The organism is Acinetobacter sp. CAU_H_S170_2 (assembly GCF_058890445.1).
Genome location: NZ_JBZYAE010000004.1, coordinates 1 through 17,094 on the forward strand (window position 1 = coordinate 1; position 17,094 = coordinate 17,094).

A 17,094-nucleotide genomic window follows, 5' to 3' on the forward strand; every position below is an offset into this window, starting at 1 on the left:
GGTGTTATCAAAAACGCAGCCTTTGAGCTGCGTTTTTTTGTTGCAAATTTAAGCGAAAAACGATGAGCGGTCAGTAAAAAATGTCGATAAAAACAACGATCAAAAGAATTGGAAAAAATATTTTTAAGCGCTGAAAATACGGGTTTTATTTTGTAATGACACGCCAAGACTCAGCGCGTCTTTGTTTTGGAAAAGTTCAAATCTAAAAAAATGTAATGACAATATAATATGGCGACAAGGTGTGTCGCATTCTAAAAATACAAGCCTTTTTTTCTTTTCAAAACTGCTCATAATGCATGCATAGAGTTTGAAAGCTACACAATCCATTAATTTTAAACGGTATCGGGGATGAGTTCAGCACAGTGTATCAGTCGCCTGAATTTATCTTAGACGGAGGTTTTTATGGTAACAGCGAATTTAGCAACCATCGTTGGCTTAAGTTTAGTCGCCGCTGCGTTAATTGCTGTTTTCTTTTCGCCTTATCGTCGCTGGTTGAGTTTTATGGTGGCGGGTATGGTGTTTTGGGGAATCTTGGAAGTCATTCGCCTAGGTGTGCAAGCAGTGTTTGAAATGCCGATCACTTATAGCTACTTAACTGCTTTAACTTCAGCGATGCTTATTGTGACGATGTTGCTTCTACGTGAAGACCGTCGCGCAGAACGTGCACTGGCGCAGCGACGTTGTATTGAACATACACCTGTATATGAAGATGACCAACAGCAGTGTTCTAGCCGCTAAGTCATAACCTCATACCGTAAAAGAAGATGCCTAGAGCATCTTTTTTACGTTCTTACATGATTGTTATACAAAGCCTAGCGGTAAAAATGGCAACTTGTGGTAGCATTGAAAACAGTCAATTTATCAACAATTACAATAGGCTTTCATGTCATGAAACTATCTTCAATTCCTGTGGTTAAACTTCCATTGGTTGATGTCAGCACGGATCCGCTGGATTTAATGGTTACTGGTTTGGCACTTCGTATGAAACAGCTGGCGCGTACCAGTCCAAAATTTATTGAATTAGTTCATGAACGTCAGTTCCGTATTCAAATTGGTACGGATCTGGGTATGGCGCGCCAAATTATTGTGAACAATGGTCAGATTGATACCGTTTCAGGTGATGCCGAAAAAGCAGATTTTATTTTACAGTTTGCGGACAGTGAGCAGGGTGTGAAAACTTTAATCAAAGGCGACCCAACCGCATTTATGACGGGCATGCAAAACGGCAGCATTAAAATGGAAGGTGATTTTGGTCTATTGGTTTGGTTCAACCAAGTTGCAAAATTGGTTCCACCAAAGTTACCAAAGCCTGTGAAAGCAAAAATTAAAGCCGCGCGCGCGTTTTTGAAAGAAAAAACGGGTAAGTAAAAAGATTTTTTCAACTTCTCGATTTCTGCTCCTTTATAAAAGGGAGATTGAGAGCGATGAAATCGAAAAAGCCCTCTATCGAGGGCTTTTTTATGCATGGTACTTTATTCGACTTCTAAATTGAAAGTCACGGGTCCATCATTGACCAAATGTACTTTCATGTCGGCAGCAAAAATACCTGTTTGCACATGCTCAAACTGGGTCTTGGCATATTCAACCAGTTGTTCGTATAAGGCTTGGGCATCATTTGGTGGCATGGCTGGTCCAAAGTCAGGGCGTAAACCTTTTTGGGTTTGCGCCATCAAAGTAAATTGAGAAACCAGAAGAATCCCACCACCGGCTTGGCTGACATTCCAGCCCATTTTGCCTTGTTCGTCGTCAAAAAAACGATACTTTAAAATTTTATCGATCATTTTTTTGCCTTTGTCTAAAGTGTCTTCTTTCCCAAGACCTAAGAAAACCAAGATACCGTGTTGAATTTCACCTGTGGTTTCACCATCGACCACCACTTTGGCTTCGAGAACGCGTTGTAATAAGGCCCGCATGACTGATTCTATCTACCATTTGATTGTGCAGACTGAAATTGTAGCAAACCTAGTGCATCACAGGAGAAACATCGATTGAAAAAACAAGGCAATTGCGTTGATATCCATAGCAATGTTTCAGGAAAAGAGCATAGGCCAAGAGCGATGACAATAAAGACATCAACACTTGGATTCTGAATCAAGAGAAATAAGAAATGTCCCGAGTAATTGGTCGAATAGCAAGACCGAATTACCAAAACATGGCTATGCAGCTTAAAAAAATGTGCTTTAATGCAATAAGTTGCTAAAAACCGAAAATGATATGTCTGCCATCATCCAATCCTTATTAGATACTGATCTGTACAAATTTACGATGCTACAGGTGGTCCTGCATAAGTTTCCCCAAGCGCATAGTGTGTACCAGTTCCGTTGTCGCAATTTGGATGACACGGTCTATCCTTTGGTCGACATTCTCGATGATTTAAATCACCAATTAGATTTGCTCTGCCAATTACGTTTTCAAGACGATGAGCTGCAATACCTGCGTGGTTTGCGCTTTATCAAAAGTGATTTTGTAGATTATTTAGAGTTGTTTCAGCTCAAACGCCGTTTTATTGTGGCCAGTATTGATCATCAAGGCCGTTTAGACATTCGAATTGAAGGGCCGATGGTTCAAGCCATGATGTTTGAAATCTTTGTGCTTGCTATCGTCAATGAGCTGTATTTCCGCCGTATTCGAAGCGAAGAGGTCATGGCTGAGGGCGAACGTCGCTTACAGGCCAAAGTGGCTTTATTAAAACACTATGAAACATCGCAAACGCCAAATGACCCCCCATTTTTAGTTTCTGACTTTGGTACACGGCGCCGCTATAGTTTGGCGTGGCAAAAACATGTGATTGAAGTGTTTAATCAAGCTGCACCGCATATTTTCCGTGGTACCAGTAATGTCTTAATTGCAAAGCAATTGGGTCTTACCCCGATTGGGACCATGGCGCATGAATTCCTACAAGCATTCCAAGCGTTGGATGTACGTTTACGTAATTTCCAAAAATCAGCACTGGAAACCTGGGTACAAGAATACCGTGGTGACTTAGGTATTGCTTTGACGGATGTGGTGGGGATGGATGCATTCCTGCGTGATTTTGACTTGTACTTTGCTAAATTATTCGATGGCTTGCGCCATGACAGTGGCGACCCGTATGAATGGGGCGATAAAGCCTATGCTCACTATAAAAAGTTGAAAATTGACAGTAAAACCAAAATGCTAACGTTTAGTGATGGACTCAATTTAGAGAAAGCATGGGATCTGCACAACTATTTCAAAGACCGTTTCCAAGTCAGTTTCGGAATTGGTACCAATTTGACCAATGATATGGGACAAACTCCTTTAAATATTGTGCTTAAACTGGTTGAGTGTAATGGCCAGTCGGTTGCGAAAATCTCAGACAGTCCGGGTAAAACCATGACGGATAACGATACTTTTTTGGCGTATTTACGTCAGGTTTTTGAGATTGCTGAAGCAGAAGTCAATTAATCCAGAATATATACCATGCCAGAATCCGTTCTGGCATTGCGCATTAAAAAACTGGTGAATAGTGATATCTCTAATTCTGCTAAAAGAATGCAAAAAATCAGAATAATTGTAAAAATGAGTTGTGCTAAGATCAAAGCATGATCTGAAAATATACGAAATAATATGACACATTCTGCCTTTGATTTTGGCTTGTTGATAGACGCAGAGCAGTTGGTTCCGCATTTAGGGAATGACAAATTACGCATCGTCGATTTAAGTCGTGCTTCAGTCTATGACCAGTTACATATTCCACATACTTTGCATTTAAAGCCGAAATTTTTGGTGCGCCAAGACGAACAAGCCACCGGTCTACTTCCTGATGTAGAAGGTTTACAGGAACTGATTCGTTATTTGAATATTTCACCCGAGCATCATGTGGTGGTTTACGATGATGAAGGTGGCGCTTGGGCGGGGCGTTTGATTTGGAATTTACACTGCTTAGGTTTTGAAAATACCAGTCTGCTGAATGGTGGAATTCATGCATGGCTTGCGGCAGGACTTCCAACCACTTCCGAAGTGGAGCAGTTTGAACCTGTCAGTGCTTTAGTACAGGTCGATCAAGCTAAAATACAGCAGTATCGAATTGAATATACTGAGTTATTAGAGAAAGTTCAAAGCAGCCAAGTCCAACTCTGGGACTGCCGCACAGAAGACGAATATACCGGCCTGCGTCTTGCAGCGCGACGCGGCGGTCACATTCCAAATGCACTACATTTTGAATGGAGTACTGCCCTTAACCGTGAAAATCATTTAAGATTGCACCCTTTAGAACGCACGCAGCAACGCTTAGAACAATTGGGTTTTAACTTAAATGAACCTGTGGTGGTGTACTGTCAGTCACATCACCGATCAGGACTGGCTTATATTTTAGGTCGTTTATTGGGTTGGAATATTCAGGCGTATGACGGTGCGTGGAGTGAATGGGGCAACCGCCTCGACAGTCCTATCATTACCGGAGAGATGCCGTCTTGAGCCTCACATCACGCTTAAAAAAACAAATTTTCATTCAAGCTCAACGTGTTGTACCCCAACATCAGTTATCACGTGTCGTGGGCAGAGTCGCAGCCAGCGAAAATCCGATTGTGAAAAATGCGGTCATCACTGCGTTTAAAGCGCAGTATGGCATTGATATGTCGATTGCTGAGCAGAGCAATGCACTGAAGTTTAAGTCCTTTAATGAATTCTTTACCCGTGCATTAAAAGAGGGTGTACGTGATATTGATACCGATGCGACCAGTATTGTATCGCCTGCGGATGGTGCGATTTCACAGTTGGGTCCCATTGTGGAAGGTGATATTTTCCAAGCCAAAGGGCAAAAATTCACCGTTGATAACTTAATTGCAGATCCGCAGTTGGCTGAACCGTTTAAAAATGGTCAGTTTGCAACGGTGTATTTATCGCCTAAAGATTATCACCGTGTGCATATGCCATTTGCAGGCACATTGACGGAAACCTTATATGTGCCGGGTGAATTGTTCTCTGTCAATCAAACCACTGCTGAAAACATTCCAGGCTTGTTTGCCCGAAATGAACGTATGGTCTGTTTATTTGATACAGAAATCGGCCGTATGGCCGTAGTTCTCGTTGGCGCCATGATTGTGGCGGGGATTGAAACTGTTGCAACAGGAAAAGTGAAGCCTACTGGCCGTTTAGAATTAAATCAGCATAATTTATTCTTGGACAAAGGAGCTGAACTGGGTCGCTTTTACTTAGGCTCAACCGCTGTGGTACTGTTTGAAAAAGACAAAATGACGTGGGATGCAGCCTTTAAAGCCAACTCGACTGTGGTGATGGGTGAAGTGATGGGACATACAGTTTAATCGTTTCAGCTCTCGGTCACCGTCCTTGTTAAAGGGACGGTGAGAGACAAAAAAGCACCGATATCGGTGCTTTTTTCATGCTTTTGAAGAAAGGTTTATTCAGGATTATAGGTGCGTTCTTTGGGGAAAATCACTTTAAAAATAGAGCCTTGATTTTCTTTGGATTCAATTTCTAAATGTGCTTGGTGCTGCATTAATACGTGTTTCACAATTGCGAGTCCTAAGCCTGTGCCACCCGTTTGTCGACTGCGCGCGCTGTCAACACGGTAGAAGCGTTCGGTTAAACGGGGCAGGTGCTTAGGATCAATGCCTATACCAGTATCTTCCACAGTAAAATAAGCCTGTTCACCATTGTCATGCCAACCCATGGTCACCGTTCCACCTTTCGGCGTGTATTTGATGGCATTGGTAATCAGATTACTAAAAGCGCTGGCTAACTCCATATCTGAACCGATTAAGTCGCAGTGACTGTCGATATCGAGATTGAGCGTATGCCCATAATCAATATTATAGGCATGCGCATCGTCATAAAGTTGGTTCATTAAGCTAGGCATATCAATGATTTGATTTTTAGCAATTTGCTTGTCATTTTCTAGGCGTGACAGTAATAGCAAATCATTCACCAAGGCATTCATGCGTTTGGCCTGTGCCTGCATTTGGTCAAAGGCCCGCTTCCAACGTGGGTTGAGATCTTCTTGGTCTGTAAAGGTTTCAATATAACCACTGAGTACTGTGAGCGGTGTGCGTAGTTCATGTGAAATGTTATCGACAAAGTCTTTACGCATTTGTTCGAGATTGTGCATGCGGGTCACGTCATAGGCGACCAGTAAGCGACTTTCTCCACCAAATCGAGTCATTTTGACTTGAACATAATGTTCATCAAAACTGGATGACTTCATTTTTAAGCCATCTGGTGCAGCATCAATATTATTGTAATAATCCACAAAACTTGGTTGGCGTAATAAAGTCAAAATATTACGGCCACGGTCATTTTGTTCGATGCCTAATAACCGTTCTGCAGCAGGGTTCCACCATTCAATTTGTTGCATGTCATCTATCAGCACCACGGCTTCTTGCAAAGCGACCAATGACGACTGCGCGCGATCAATCAACCCGACCATTTCCGCTTGTACAATCCGTTCTTGGCGCTGTGCACGATAAACATTGAACAATAATGCCCCCCAAATGCCCCCAAGGTTGGGTGGAACTTCGTAGGGACGATTGGAAATCCAGTCATTGACCAAATACAAAGAGCGCATTTGCAGAATGAAAAAAACGGCAAAGGCAAAGGAGATACACGTCCAAAAATAACCAACGCCAAAACCAATCAAGCTTGCAATCAGCAAGAAAAAGGCAAGGAGACGTAAGTCCTGTTTGGCAAAGCCCCATAAACTGCTATATCGCGTTTTTTTATGCTCGCGCGCAAGTTCAGGGACCGGGTAGGGTTCATACATAAAACAAAATTAACCTAGGGCGATATCCGCACGTGTAGAGAATCGATAGCCTGTACCGCGAACTGTTTGCACAAAGCGATCTGCAGCATAAGGCTCAAGTACTTTACGTAAGCGGCGAATATGCACGTCGATGGTACGGTCTTCAATATACACGTTTCCGCCCCAGACTTGGTCAAGAAGTTGCGCACGGGTGTAGGCACGCTCAGGATGAGTCATGAAGAAGGCCAATAAACGATACTCAGTTGGCCCCATGTCGAGGAAATTATTGCCAAAGCTGACCCGTTGGCTGACAGGGTCTAAGATTAAACCATTGGCATCAATCGATTTTTCACCGCTGAGCGCATTAGCACGGCGTAAAACAGCTTTAATGCGGGAAACCAATTCACGGGTCGAAAACGGTTTAGTCATGTAGTCATCTGCACCAGCATCCAGACCTTGCACTTTATGGTCTTCTTCACCACGTGCTGTGAGCATAATCACTGGAATTTCAGAGAGATTTTCATCGCGCTTGAGACGGCGACATAAATCTACACCACTGACGCCACCAGGCATCATCCAGTCGAGCAAGATCAAAGCAGGACGCTGATCCACAATCATTTGGTGGGCTTGTTTTGCATCTTCTGCTTGTAAGCATTGAAAGCCTGCCATATCCAACGAGGTGTGAATCATTTCTCGAATGGGAAGTTCATCATCGACGATTAAAATGTAGTCATCTTTCACAACGCAATATCCTATTGTAGGTAACGGCAGGCCGTTTTAATTTTATGACAGGCTTATTACAAAGATTAATTATGACAGTATCATTGCAAAAAACAGACGATTGATGAAATTTGCAAAAAAATGTGACAAAAAATCGTCATATTGGGATTCAAAATTAATGGAAGTTTAATCTAAATTGCATTCGAAAATTCCGATCTCATCCAAGTGAAAAGTCTTAGACATCCAATTTTGCCCGTGTATTGGGGTCTGAAAAGATTTCTAGAAGTGAAATAAATACAATACGGCTGGAGGATAAAACTTCTTCAAAGGATTGTTTAAACCCACTAACCACCCAACGGATCGCAATTTGTGTGACATAGCCATTGAGGCCTGTGGCGACCAGCGAAATTTCACGTTCGGACCGGTTAATTTGCGGCATCATCAGCATCACAAAGGCTTGAATCATCCGGTCAAAACGGGTCATGGTTTCATGAATCGTGGCTTGGTTATGTAATTCTTGCACCAACATTGCATCGATATAAATAATACGCGCCATGCGGGGATTATCTTTTAGGGTGGTAAGCAGGGCACGCAGTCCAGCATCAATCATTTTATGTGGATCTGAAGAGGCTTGCATGATGGCTTGCATGACATTGTGCTGTAACTCATCGATCAGCTTTAAAAAAATGGTTTGAAACAGTTGCTCACTTTTTTTAAACGACTCATAAAAATAACGTTCAGTAAGTTTGGCTTCATTACAAATATCTTTCACCGTCACGGCAAAAAAGCCGTGAGTGCCGTAGGCTTCAATGCCAGCTTCAATCAATTTTTCACGACGCAGCTGTTTACGTTCAGAAAGCGATAAGCCCTTGAATTGTCTTTCTTTGGTTTTATTATTATTATCGCTGTTTTGTTGTACTGGTTCAGATGCCGTCATCAGATTTCATCGCCCTATTTGAAAGCCAAGGTTTTGCATAGTTTAGCAATAAACCACGACTCTACCTATGCGTAGGCTTTAATCTCTAGCTGGTTTTCATAGACTTGACACTTTTGGCTATTAAATTTATGACAATTGATATTGTCAATTATAAAAAAAGCATCTACAGTCGATGTACAAAGATAAAGGACAACCACAATCTCATGAAGAATTTTAAAAATAAAGTTGCGGCAATTACAGGTGCAGGATCGGGTATTGGCCAACAATTGGCACTTTTATTGGCCAAGGCGGGCTGTCATGTATCATTGAGTGATGTCAATGAACAAGGGTTGGCGAAAACAGTTGAACTGCTACAAGGCACCAATGTACGTGTCACCACGAAAAAATTAGACGTCTCAGACCGTTTAGCGATGCAAGCGTGGGCTGAAGAAACCGTACAAAATCATGGTTCTGTGAATATGATTTTTAATAATGCCGGCGTTGCTTTGGGTTCAACCGTAGAAGGTGCATCCTATGAAGAGCTGGAATGGATCGTGGGGATTAATTTCTGGGGTGTGGTCTATGGCACCAAAGAGTTTTTGCCTTATATTAAGAAAACAGGCGATGGGCATATCATCAATATTTCCAGTTTATTTGGTCTGACCGCTCAACCGACTCAGTCTGCTTACAATGCCACTAAGTTTGCGGTGCGTGGCTTTACCGAGTCATTACGCCAAGAGTTAGATATGGAAAACTGTGGCGTGAGCGCATTGTGCGTGCATCCGGGTGGGATTCGAACCAATATTGCCAATGCAGCCAAAGTGAATGACAGCTTGCGTAGCATCGGGATGAACCCTGAGAAATCTGCACAGACCTTTAATAAATTATTACGCTGTCCACCCGAAGAAGCGGCACGTCAAATTTTAGAGGCGGTACAAAAAGACAAGCGTCGTTTATTGATTGGCAATGATGCGAAAACGCTAGATTTGATTCAGCGTATCTTACCGACGGGCTACCAAAAAGTGACGGCTTTTGCGACCAAATTAAGCCAAAGAAAGTCTTAATGTTGTGATGTAAAAAAACCCGCATTGGCGGGTTCTTTTATGCTTAATTTTAATGAGTGTCATGATCAAAAAACTGTTTTATTAAATATCCGTTTAACTTTAAATGAGCGTTTCAATGGTCTTTTTCTTCCAAATAAATTGATAATAAAGCCCCTGCATAATGCATAAGCTGACAAAGGCCAGTGCATAAGCATACCAAATCCCTTGGAGTCCCCACCATTCACTAAATAAGTAGGCACAGGGCACTTCAATCGCAATAATCGCAATGATATTGATGATCATGGGCATGGTGACTGTACCGCTGGCCCGCATAATGGAGGCAAAAATGGCACTGGCACCAAAGAATAAAATGGACCACAGCACAATAAATAACAGCTGTTGTCCTAGCTCGACCACCGCATGGTCCGTGATAAAGAGTGCCATGAGGTATTTGGAGAAAAGATAAGCCAAGACCACCAAGGAGCCTGTAATGATGATGTTCATGCCGAGCGCTGTACGCGTGACTTTGGCCAATAACTCGGATTTGCCTGCGCCAATGGCTTGTGCACCAAAAATCGATGCAGCAATGGCAATAGATAGGGCAGGGAATTGAATATAATTCAGAACCTGATTGACCGCGCCATAAGCTGCGGTCGCATCGGCCCCGTGGCGGTTGACTAGACCTACAATCACAAGGCCTGCGACGGAGGTGGTGATCATTTGAATGCCTGTTGGAACTCCTAAGCGGAGAATGATTTTACTCAACTGACGGTCAAAGCGAATATGACGTAGCAGTTGTGCATCAAGCCTGAGTGGGTGCTGTTTATAGTTCAAATAGAAATACAAAAAGGCCAACACGGAAACAAAACCTAAAATGGTCGCAATGGCAGGCGCAACAATCCCCAGTTTGGGAAAGCCAAAATAACCCGCAATCAGAACTGGCGTGACACAAAGCCCAATCAAGATGGTCATGCCAGAAGCAATCAGAGGTGTCGTGCTGTCTCCGACACCGCGTAAAATTGAGGTATAAATAATATATACAAATAGTAGGGGACTACCTGCCAACATCCATTGCACATAAGGTAGCGAGAGATGCATGACGTCTTCATCGATACCCAAAGCCGATAAAATTGGTCGCGCAAAAATCACCCCTAAAAATGCAATAAAGCTGCCACCAATGAGGGTCATAAAAATAGTGGATCCGACCACCGCACGGACTTTTTCAATATTTTGTGCGCCCCATGCTTGGCCAACCAAGACGGTAGAACCCGCAGATAGTCCAATTACGAAGGCCATTAAACAAAACAGGATGGGGAAGAACACTGCAACCGCTGCAATCGCCTGCACCCCCATCATCTGTCCGACAAATATGGTATTAATCGTACCCGACAGATTTTGCAGAATATTGGTGGCAATCAAAGGCATCAGGAAAATAAAAAAGGCTTTCCATAACTTTTGCTGTTGCACCAATGGGGTGTGTGCTGACATAAGTCATCCCGAGGTTATTTTTATTACATTTCTAAGGCTTACCCTAGCATAGTTCGGAGCTGAAAAGCCGATGTATTTCATTAAGCGAAGCCTGTTTTTGTACAAAAGCAAAGCTGAAAAAGATTTAAACGCTTTGCAAAATTTCAGCTGCCTGAGCTAAGGTTTGATCGGTCTTGGCAAAGCAAAAACGAATCATGCGCAAAGCCTCTGGGGCCTGCTGATAAAACACCGAAACAGGAATGCCAACAATGCCATGCTGCTCTGCCAGAAAGCGGCAAAATTCAACATCGTTTAAATCGGGACGAATGTGGCTGTAGTCGACATTTTGAAAGTAAGTGCCTTGCGAAGGCAACCATTGAAAGCGTGAACCGGTTAAACCCTCAATAAAACGATCGCGTTTTGCTTGATAAAAGCCCGCTAAGTTTTGAATATGCTCAGGATGTTGCTGCATATAATTGGCCAAAGCCAGTTGTACAGGGGTCACTCCGCAGAAGTTGGCAAACTGATAGACCTGTCGGAACAGTTGCATGAGCGCAGGTGTAGCCACGCAGTAGCCGGTTTTCCAACCGGTCACATGAAAGGTTTTGCCAAAGGAACCCACCACCACACTGCGCTCACGCAGTTCAGGAAAAGACAGTGCCGAATAGTGACGTTGGCCATCAAATACCAGATGTTCATAGACTTCATCAGACAGGACTAAAATATTGGTGTCGCGAATCAGTTCAATCAGCGTCAACCAATCTTGCTTGCTCCAAATGGCACCACTCGGGTTATGTGGTGTGTTGATAATGATCAGTTTGGTTTTGGCAGTGATGGCTGATTTAACCTGCTCCCAATCGACCGAAAAATGCGGTGCTTGGAGCGCAATATGAATGGCCTTACCCCCGACCAAAGCCACACTTGGCGCATAGCTGTCATAACTGGGGTCAAAAATGATGACTTCATCATCCGCATGGACTACGGCTTGAATGGTAGCAAAAAGGCCAATGGTTGCGCCCGGAGTGATGGTAATTTCGGTCATCGGGTCGAGCTGAATCTGATCGCGTTGTGCAAATTGCTGTGCCAGTTGCTCGCGTAATAACCAGACCCCATCGCCTGGAGCATACTGATTGAAACCACTTTGTGTGGCTTGTGCTAAAGCATCTAGCAGTTCAGCGGGGGCTTCGAAGTCTGGAAAACCTTGGGATAGATTTAGGGCATTTAAGCGCTGTGCCATGGCAGTCATGGTGCTGAAAATAGTGACGCCTTGTGCAGGCAGTTTAGATGAAGGCAACTGAATCATGAATGCTTAAAAGTGTCTAAATATCAGCCCAAAATAGCATATTCATCCCCTTTTACTTATGCAAATTTTGCATGTAGGACAGGGGTAAAGCATGCATTTTTATGGATTGCTTTTATAAGAGCTGTTCAACTGCCGCGCGAATAATCCCCAGTGCTAAGCCAATAAATGCACCGACTACCACACCATTGACCCGAATCATATGCAAGTCGCCACCGACTTCATTTTCGATCTTGTCAATCATCACACTGGAGTCCCATTCGTGAATACGTTCGCTGATAAAACGAATGACTTTTTCGCTGTATTGGTCGCTGAGATTGACCGCAATGCCGCTGAGGCGTTGATTGAGCAAGTCTCTGACGGCTTGATTGGAGATGATGTTTTCCCCGATTTGTTGAATGGATACACGGATGTTGTGAGCAATGCCAGAGTCTGGTTTTTGTAGGTCTTGTTTAATGGCATCACATAAAATGACCACTGCACCGCTAATAAAATTCAGCACTTGTGGGCTATCTAGCAGGGCATCTTTGGTTTGGTTTAAACGCTGACTGGCCCTACTGTTGGTGTCTGCCAGTTCGAGCATAAGCGCGTGTCCTATCGCTTCAATCTTTTGACGCCACGGATGCTCAGGATCGGCCAACATCGACTCGACTCGTTGAATGAGTGAGTCAATGGTTCTTTGCTGCACATCGATGCCAATCCAACTGGCTCCTTTGGCCAGTTTCCAGACCCCGAGTTCTTTGAACAAGGTTCGGGTCAACTCACGACTTTGTTCAGGGTGTTGGGTCATCCAGTCATGTGCCAAGTCGAGTCCGCGTTGTAATACATCTTGATGGAAATCATTTTCTAGCACTGCACGCAGCATTTCACTGGCCAAATGATTGACTTGAGTGTTGCGCACCCACTGCACGCTGTTACTTTGAATAAAGCGTCCGATTTGTTCTTGGCCCACAAACTCAAAGACTTTAGGCACCGTTTGTTGAATGACTTGGGTGACTTGTAGATTGTTTTGTGGGTTGGCAAGCCATTGGCCAACGGCCAAAGACAGGTCGGTACTTTGCAGGCTTTTTTCCACCACTTGTGGAGAAAGAAAGTTTTCTTGTACAAAGCGGCCCATAGACTCTGCAATACGGTCTTTGTTACGGGGAATAATTTCGGTGTGATCGCGTAAAAACTTTGGAATTGGCATTTTCCCAAAGGGATTACGGAACAGCACAGTAATGGCATACCAGTCAGCCAAGCCGCCGACCACACCTGCTTCGGCGGATAACATTAAAATATGAATGACCCAGACTTTGTCTGTGGGGACAAACTTGGCAACGACCATCAGCAGCAGCCATGTCACCACTGCCGTGATTAGGGCAATGGTGGCAAAACGTTTGCTGCGTTTCAGACTCGATGGGACGGCTTGAGGTTCATTCATCGGCAGGCTCTATGCTTTATTTGCTGGTCGACGCTGGACTGCTGGGTTCAGGCGGTGGGAGCACTTCACCGGTTGGGCTCAAACCGTATTTTCCACCCAGCGATTTTAAAATCAGCGTGGCATCAAAGGCATCGCTTGGTGCCGATTTTTGGTCTTTAAAGCATTGAATGCTGTATGACACTTGCACGGGGTCAATGTCGACTACACGTGGGACATCGTAGAACGGGTCAGGCCAAAAGGCTGGATGGCGAGAATAATAACCATATGGGTAGTAAGGCATTGGGTTTGAATATACCACGGCTTGCCTTGGTGGTTGGTTTTGGTTGCTCGGGTCATTTAGCACTTTAAAGAAGCGATAACCATTTTGCACTGTGGTTTGCGCAGCTTTGACCAGAGTGATTTCTTCAGCCGTGCCATAGCTCATATTTGGACGAGCTTGGAAACTGATACGATAAGTCGAGGTGTTTAATGGCGTATTACTAAACCGACCTAACTGGTCGAAGGTTAAGGGCTTTGAGGGGGTAGAGGCACAGCCGACTAAACTCAGACCCGTCGCCAGTGCACAGGCGATTAAAATTTTCTTCATGAGATAGACTCCTTAGCACAGAGGGAGAAGCCGAACAGTTAAAAATGGCTGTTGGGCTGAGTCAAAAAATCCAGTTCTTCTTGGCTTGAGTTGCGGCCAAGGACTTGGTTCCGATGCGGATAGCGTCCAAAACGATCGATAATCACTTTGTGACGCTGTTCAAAATCGAGGTTAATCGGATTGCCTAAGTCTTCGAATAATTTTAAAGCATATTGATGAATAAGTTTCGATTCACTATGCATAAAGGGCATATATAAAAAACTACGTTGTATGGGTGGCAGTGCTGCATCCAGTTTTAGCGTGATGGCTTCTTGTGCCAAAGCCAAGGCCAAAGCGTCCTGAGCAAAGGCCAAAGAACTGTTGCGATACAGGTTTCTCGACAGTTGGTCGAGCACAATAATTTCAGCCAAACGCCCTTCAGCACTACTGCGCCAAGACCATAGCTCAGCATGCGCCGCTTGTTGATGAATTGTCTTAAATTTTTCTTCGATGAGTGCATCGAACGCATCATTTTGGCTAAACCACCAGCTTTGGTTTTTGGGATCGAACCAAAAATCTAAAATTTCTTGATAATTCATAAAGTTTACAATTCTTTAGCATTTATTCTTCAATACAATCACACTTTTGACATGTCTAATAGCGTAACTTTGTGATAAATATTTTCCGAAAAAATAGAACAGATGGTTTACTTGAAAATAGGACTGGGTGTAATGTGCCGAATTAAAATCACGTTATACTGATATAAACTGATGATTTTATTTTATTCGTCGTTGTAATTGTTTCTTCCAAAAAGTGAGATTGTAATGGGTCAACCCGCATCTAAATCTACAGCTGTGTTACCGACTTGGGTCAATTCATCACTTTTGCAAGGGATGTTACGCGGGATTGAGCGTGAAAGTCTGCGCATGCAAAGTGATGGTTTTTTATCACAAGCCGACCACCCTCAAGCTTTGGGTTCTGCGCTGACTCATCCACATATCACGACGGATTATTCGGAAGCTTTATTAGAATTTATTACACCGCCCCAGCCTAGCATTACCGAGGCGTTGCATTATTTAAAAGACATTCATAGCGTGGCGCATCGTCATTTGGAACATGGTGAAAAGCTCTGGCCGCTGTCGATGCCATGTATGTTGGATGACAATGACGATAAAATCCGTTTAGCCCAATATGGCAGCTCAAATATTGGGAAGTTCAAGACCTTGTACCGCCATGGTTTAGGGGTACGTTATGGTCGTCGTATGCAAACCATTTCAGGTTTACACTATAACTTGTCTTTTCCTGATCAACTGTTTGAACAATTACAACAACACGAAACAGATGAGGCACTAAAAGCTTTATCTGCACAAGACTATCGTAGTCACCGCTATTTTGGTTTGATCCGCAACTTTATTCGCCTTACGCCGTTGGTGATGTTTTTGGTCGGGGCAAGTCCATCGGTCTGCCAGTGTTTTATGACAGGGCGTGAACATCATCTGTTGCCATTGCTGCGCGGGACCTTGTATTTACCGTATGCAACTGCTTTGCGAATGGGACGTTTTGGTTATCAAAACTCAGCACAAAAGCAGCTCGGGATTCATTACAACAATATCGACGGTTATCTCGAAGGCCTACAAAAAGCAGTCAAAACGGCTTATGCGCCGTTTAGTCGCTTAGGCCTCAACGATGCGCAGGGCGAACCGATTCAAATTAATGATCATGTCCTGCAAATTGAAAATGAGTACTACAGTTTGGTGCGTCCAAAGCAAGTGCCGCAAGCAGGGGAAACACCATCACAAGCGCTGAGCAATCGTGGTGTCGGTTATGTGGAACTACGTGCGGTGGATGTGAATCCGTATAGCCCAATTGGGATCAATGAAGATACCGCAGGTTTCTTAGAAGTATTGGCGCTGTATTGCTTACTGCTGGATAGCCCAGATTTATTACCTGCAGAGCAAGATCAAATCGAGAAAAACCAAGCGGAAGTGGTCAATCGTGGTCGTGCACCGAATGCTGCAATTGCTGTGGGTGAGCAATCGTTCCCGATTGAAGCATGGAGTCAGTCTCATTTAGAGGCGATGCAAGAACTGGTTGTATTGTTAGATCAGTGCTATGACACCACACTGTATAGTAAAGCGATGACAGTCATGCAACAGAGAGTTGCTGAAGTTGATGATACTTTGTCGGCGCAGATGATTGAAGATACTCTGGAAGCGGGTGGGACATGGGGCTTTGGTAGCCAAATGGCTGCACAACATGCATCGAGTTATGAGCGTCATCAGTTGAGTGCAGAGACATGGGCTTATTTTGACGATTTAGCTACGCAATCACTGCAACAACAACAGCAATTAGAGCAAGACAGTCAACTGAGTTTTGAACAGTATCTTGCACAATTTAGATAAAAAATTAAGAGGATTGACCATGCAATGGAGTTATCGCTTCGTGAGTGGTGTTTTGGTTTTAGCCAGTATCATCGGGATGGCCTTTGCCTTGTATTTAGAGCACGGCCCGCTACAGTTAAACCCATGTCCACTCTGTGTGTTCCAACGTGTGGGACTGATTGGACTGGGGATTATTTCGCTGATTGCCTTTTTGCATAACCCAGCATCGAATGGTTTTAAACGCTTTTATGCATTTTTAGGCAGCCTCTCGATTTTATGGTCGGCCGGTGTGGCAGCACGTCACGTTTGGTTACAGAGCTTACCGCCTGATCAAGTGCCGAGCTGTGGCCCAGGCTTGGATTATTGGTTAGACACGTTGCCGCTGCGTGCTGTGTTTGAGCAAGTCTTAACGGGTTCAGGTGAATGTGCACTGGTAGATTGGACTTTCTTGGGTCAGTCTTTACCTGTGTGGTCTTTGGTGTTTTTTGTGGCACTGGCGTTGATTAGCCTGTGGCAACTGTTGCGTAAATATCCAAGACACGCGAAGAAAAAATAATAAAG

The 17,094-nt window shown here is 43.8% G+C and carries 17 protein-coding genes; 8 read left to right on the plus strand and 9 right to left on the minus strand.

Annotation, left to right across the window (positions count from 1 at the left end; genetic code table 11):
* Positions 1 to 402: 402 nt before the first annotated feature.
* Together aciT and AC5EUN_RS17485 are read left to right on the plus strand one after the other, a co-directional pair.
* Positions 403 to 738 (plus strand): ciprofloxacin tolerance protein AciT, encoded by a 336-nt coding sequence (gene aciT / locus AC5EUN_RS17480; protein WP_004691806.1) that lies wholly within the window; start codon positions 403 to 405, stop codon positions 736 to 738.
* A gap of 150 nt (positions 739 to 888) precedes the next feature.
* Positions 889 to 1,368, plus strand: coding sequence for an SCP2 sterol-binding domain-containing protein (locus AC5EUN_RS17485; protein WP_004691804.1), 480 nt, complete (start codon positions 889 to 891; stop codon positions 1,366 to 1,368).
* A gap of 104 nt (positions 1,369 to 1,472) precedes the next feature.
* Here the strand turns inward: AC5EUN_RS17485 and dtd are convergent, their stop codons facing one another.
* A complete protein-coding gene (gene dtd, locus AC5EUN_RS17490; protein ID WP_168158756.1) occupies positions 1,473 to 1,913 on the minus strand; it encodes a D-aminoacyl-tRNA deacylase in 441 nt (146 codons plus the stop codon).
* Positions 1,914 to 2,214: 301 nt separating this feature from the next.
* Between dtd and pncB the strand changes: the two genes are divergently transcribed.
* From pncB to asd, 3 genes are all read left to right on the plus strand, one after another.
* Positions 2,215 to 3,426: a nicotinate phosphoribosyltransferase gene (gene pncB / locus AC5EUN_RS17495; RefSeq protein WP_104221785.1), complete on the plus strand. Its 1,212-nt coding sequence runs from the start codon at positions 2,215 to 2,217 to the stop codon at positions 3,424 to 3,426.
* Positions 3,427 to 3,588: 162 nt separating this feature from the next.
* Positions 3,589 to 4,437 carry a sulfurtransferase gene (locus tag AC5EUN_RS17500; protein ID WP_493352542.1) on the plus strand — a complete coding sequence of 283 codons (849 nt, stop codon included), beginning with the start codon at positions 3,589 to 3,591 and terminating at the stop codon, positions 4,435 to 4,437.
* A complete protein-coding gene (asd, locus tag AC5EUN_RS17505; protein ID WP_234963304.1) occupies positions 4,434 to 5,285 on the plus strand; it encodes an archaetidylserine decarboxylase in 852 nt (283 codons plus the stop codon). The genes AC5EUN_RS17500 and asd overlap by 4 nt, the downstream gene beginning before the upstream one ends.
* Before the next feature lie 95 nt (positions 5,286 to 5,380).
* On the opposite strand, the gene phoR is transcribed toward asd, so the two are convergent.
* From phoR to AC5EUN_RS17520, 3 genes are all read right to left on the minus strand, one after another.
* Positions 5,381 to 6,739 carry a phosphate regulon sensor histidine kinase PhoR gene (gene phoR / locus AC5EUN_RS17510; protein WP_004691795.1) on the minus strand — a complete coding sequence of 453 codons (1,359 nt, stop codon included), beginning with the start codon at positions 6,737 to 6,739 and terminating at the stop codon, positions 5,381 to 5,383.
* Between the two features lie 9 nt (positions 6,740 to 6,748).
* Positions 6,749 to 7,459, minus strand: coding sequence for a phosphate regulon transcriptional regulator PhoB (gene phoB, locus AC5EUN_RS17515; RefSeq protein WP_004691794.1), 711 nt, complete (start codon positions 7,457 to 7,459; stop codon positions 6,749 to 6,751).
* A gap of 214 nt (positions 7,460 to 7,673) precedes the next feature.
* The gene (locus tag AC5EUN_RS17520) at positions 7,674 to 8,375 is read right to left on the minus strand and encodes a TetR/AcrR family transcriptional regulator (RefSeq protein WP_493352543.1); all 702 of its coding nucleotides are present in this window, start codon (positions 8,373 to 8,375) and stop codon (positions 7,674 to 7,676) included.
* Between the two features lie 203 nt (positions 8,376 to 8,578).
* On the opposite strand from AC5EUN_RS17520, the gene AC5EUN_RS17525 reads away from it, so the two are divergent.
* Positions 8,579 to 9,418, plus strand: coding sequence for an SDR family NAD(P)-dependent oxidoreductase (locus AC5EUN_RS17525; RefSeq protein ID WP_004978362.1), 840 nt, complete (start codon positions 8,579 to 8,581; stop codon positions 9,416 to 9,418).
* 99 nt (positions 9,419 to 9,517) lie between these two features.
* On the opposite strand, the gene AC5EUN_RS17530 is transcribed toward AC5EUN_RS17525, so the two are convergent.
* The 5 genes from AC5EUN_RS17530 to AC5EUN_RS17550 form a co-directional block, all read right to left on the minus strand.
* Entirely contained in the window at positions 9,518 to 10,885 is a 1,368-nt protein-coding gene (locus AC5EUN_RS17530; RefSeq protein ID WP_493352544.1) for an MATE family efflux transporter, read from the minus strand.
* A 124-nt stretch (positions 10,886 to 11,009) separates the two neighbouring features.
* On the minus strand, positions 11,010 to 12,167 hold the full coding sequence (locus tag AC5EUN_RS17535; protein WP_281963109.1) for a methionine aminotransferase: 1,158 nt from the start codon (positions 12,165 to 12,167) through the stop codon (positions 11,010 to 11,012).
* Positions 12,168 to 12,279: 112 nt separating this feature from the next.
* Positions 12,280 to 13,587, minus strand: a complete 1,308-nt coding sequence (locus AC5EUN_RS17540; RefSeq protein WP_286405178.1) for a DUF445 domain-containing protein — start codon at positions 13,585 to 13,587, stop codon at positions 12,280 to 12,282.
* Positions 13,588 to 13,603: 16 nt separating this feature from the next.
* Entirely contained in the window at positions 13,604 to 14,173 is a 570-nt protein-coding gene (locus tag AC5EUN_RS17545; protein ID WP_058951504.1) for a CC0125/CC1285 family lipoprotein, read from the minus strand.
* Positions 14,174 to 14,211: 38 nt separating this feature from the next.
* Complete coding sequence (locus tag AC5EUN_RS17550) at positions 14,212 to 14,751, minus strand: DUF924 family protein (protein WP_004978349.1); 540 nt, start codon at positions 14,749 to 14,751, stop codon at positions 14,212 to 14,214.
* A 225-nt stretch (positions 14,752 to 14,976) separates the two neighbouring features.
* On the opposite strand from AC5EUN_RS17550, the gene gshA reads away from it, so the two are divergent.
* Together gshA and AC5EUN_RS17560 are read left to right on the plus strand one after the other, a co-directional pair.
* A complete protein-coding gene (gshA, locus tag AC5EUN_RS17555; RefSeq protein ID WP_281199341.1) occupies positions 14,977 to 16,554 on the plus strand; it encodes a glutamate--cysteine ligase in 1,578 nt (525 codons plus the stop codon).
* A 19-nt stretch (positions 16,555 to 16,573) separates the two neighbouring features.
* On the plus strand, positions 16,574 to 17,089 hold the full coding sequence (locus AC5EUN_RS17560; RefSeq protein WP_281199342.1) for a disulfide bond formation protein B: 516 nt from the start codon (positions 16,574 to 16,576) through the stop codon (positions 17,087 to 17,089).
* The last annotated feature ends 5 nt before the right edge of the window (positions 17,090 to 17,094 follow it).